Origin of the sequence: Coxiella endosymbiont of Ornithodoros amblus (assembly GCF_019425495.1) — a bacterium.
Taxonomy (GTDB): domain Bacteria; phylum Pseudomonadota; class Gammaproteobacteria; order Coxiellales; family Coxiellaceae; genus Coxiella.
In genome coordinates this window covers 1-2,596 of record NZ_VFIV01000092.1, presented here as the reverse complement: position 1 = coordinate 2,596, position 2,596 = coordinate 1, and the positions used below count along the sequence as shown (strand labels likewise).

The following is a 2,596-nucleotide window of genomic DNA, read 5'->3' as shown; positions in this document are numbered from 1 at the left end:
ACGTATGGAGCAAAGCAGAATACGGGAAAATAATGATCTCGTCTATCGCCCCCGTATTTCGCTGCGCTCATAGGGGGTACTGAACTATTGCTAAATACCTAGAATCTACACTTTGTAATAGCGCCTCTAAAAAAAGACATGAGTTTGCTCACCCGCACTGAGTATGCTAATACTTAAATAAATCACAAGAAATTCAAAAATGCTTTCCGTTTTGATCACTGTCTTCTCGCCGCTTTTGAGCTTAGCTATTCTCACGGTGGGGAACGGTTTTTTGTCACCTACGTCACCATTCGCTTGCATTTAGAAGGCGTTCCAGCGTGGATGATCGGCGCTATTTCGGCGGCTTATTATGCGGGGACTGGTTTTCGGCTCTTTCCGCATTGAACCTTTTACTATCTGGGTAGGTCATATTCGCGCTTATGCGGTTTCGCATCGTTAGTCGCGACTACTATTATTTGCAAGCTCTTTATATTAACCCCTGGTGGTGGCTCGTTTTAAGACTGATCAGCAGTTATTGCATGGCGGGACTTTTTATCACGATTGAAAGCTGGCTATTGGTCAAGAGCGAAAAAGGTACTCGCGGATAAGTTCTTTCGCTTTAATATGATTTCTTTATTAATGCCGAGCAAGCATTAGGGCAGTTTAAGTTAAGTGTGGGCGATTTAAAAGGTATTGTTCCTTTATATTAGTTTAGTTTAGTTAGCGGCCTTGTTATCGTCATTATCCATAGTGCCCTTAGCCATAACGCGCACAGGGACACCATATTTTGAAGAGCCCTCAGCTTTAAACTTCTTTCAATTATACCGAATATCACCCGTCAGAATATTTGGTTGTTTCTGTTTGGGATTAATCATGGGAGCGATTACGGGTTATTACTCTTGTATGTCAGCCAAATACAACCTGAAATAGAAACTTATATGCCCTGCTGATGGGCACCGACTATTTTTTTGGAATGTTGTTGTAATACCCCGTGGGGAAACTATCTGACGCACTGGATCGGCACAAAGTCATTTTAGGGGTAGTGGTATTAGTATTGGCATTTGTTAGCTCCCGGTTTTATTTTTATGCAGCTCGCGGGGCTGCATGGTTTGTTTTTTACTTTATTGCGATTGGCAGTATTGACGATAATCGTCCTTTGGCCCAGCGTCACCTCACCGGGCGTGCCGTTGGATGCAAAAGAAGAACAGCAAGGATTTATTCCTATCCCGCGCACCACACCAGTTGGTACCGAACTTAATCCGCACCAACTTAAAAGCGAAAGCTGAAGCTTGTGTTTTTAACAGAAGATAAACTTGATAGAATGATGAGGATTTTTCGCTATTATCCGTTGGGAGAGATTCATGGGTCCTGAACCGACGACATTATGGTCCTTTGTGGCTCATGCCAGCTTGATAGTTAAAATGGTTATTTTCCTTTTATTTCTGGCTTCTATCACTTCTTGGACCATTATTATACAACGCGTTTTTTTCGTGAAACGAACACGCTGTGAAATGAAAAAATTTGAACACCTTTTCTGGTCCGGCCTTGATTTAACTATGCTTTACAATCGATTATCGGAAAAAAAGGATAAACTCATTGGCATGTCGAGTATTTTTTACGCCGGTTTTACTGAATTCACTCGTTTGCGGCAAGGGCTGGGTTCCAATCCTAAAGCCATTCTCGAAGGCACGTATCGTGCTATGCGGATTACCCAAAGCCGCGAGGCTGATCTACTTGAACGCAACCTCAGTTTTTTAGCAACTATAGGATCGACCAGTCCGTATGTGGGTTTGTTTGGAACTGTATGGGGGATTATGACTTCGTTTCGCTCTTTAGGCGCCGTTCAACAGGTCACTATTGCGATGGTTGCCCCGGGAATTTCAGAAGCACTAATTGCAACGGCGGTGGGTTTATTTGCTGCTATCCCTGCAGTGATAGCGTATAATCAATTCTCCAACGAATTAAACGCTATCACTCAAAATTACGATACTTTTCAAGAAGAGATTCTGAATATCCTACATCGACGAGCCTATAAATACAAATTAGGGGAACTCAATGCGAAAGCGACTGTTAGCTGAAATTAATGTCGTGCCTTATATTGATGTGATGTTGGTTTTATTAGTAATCTTTATGATTACGGCCCCTCTTTTAACGCAAGGAGTTAATGTTAAATTACCACAAGCTAACGCGAAAGCGCTCCCTTCACATGAAACACCGATTGTTATTAGTATAGATAACCATGGAAATTATTTTCTAAATATTTCGAGTCAACCAGCTCAGCTTATTTCATCCCAAAACTTAATCAACTCTGTAACGACTGCCTTACAACAGGCTAAACAAAATCATCAACAACAAGAAGTGTATGTCAAAGGAGATAAAGAAGTAGAATACGGAAAAGTAGTGCAAATGATGGTTTTACTTCAACAAGCCGGAGCGGATAATGTCGGTTTGGTGACTTACGGAGATCCTACCAGACAAAAAATTCGTTATAAAGTAGCCCGTATAGGCCCTGGGTTGTTGTGTCAACAATCAGTTTTGACGAAAAGAACGTATATGCGGGTTCACAGAGCCACCGCATGAATCAGCATCATCAACCCCAGGTTTTATTTAACGTCCT

The 2,596-nt window shown here is 41.9% G+C and carries 1 protein-coding gene and 2 pseudogenes; all 3 read left to right on the top strand.

The window, feature by feature from the left end:
• Positions 1-199 precede the first annotated feature (199 nt).
• Positions 200-1,265: pseudogene (locus FIV31_RS07495) on the top strand (MFS transporter).
• Positions 1,266-1,340: 75 nt separating this feature from the next.
• On the top strand, positions 1,341-2,057 hold the full coding sequence (tolQ, locus tag FIV31_RS07490) for a protein TolQ (protein ID WP_280124339.1): 717 nt from the start codon (positions 1,341-1,343) through the stop codon (positions 2,055-2,057).
• A pseudogene (gene tolR / locus FIV31_RS07485) lies at positions 2,035-2,460 on the top strand (protein TolR); the annotation flags it as partial. The gene tolQ and the pseudogene tolR, both read left to right, overlap by 23 nt.
• Positions 2,461-2,596 lie beyond the last annotated feature (136 nt).

Excerpts from the sequence above, each read along its gene's own strand:
- tolQ (WP_280124339.1), top strand. The coding sequence starts at position 1,341 with ATGGGTCCTGAACCGACGACATTATGGTCCTTTGTGGCTCATGCCAGC.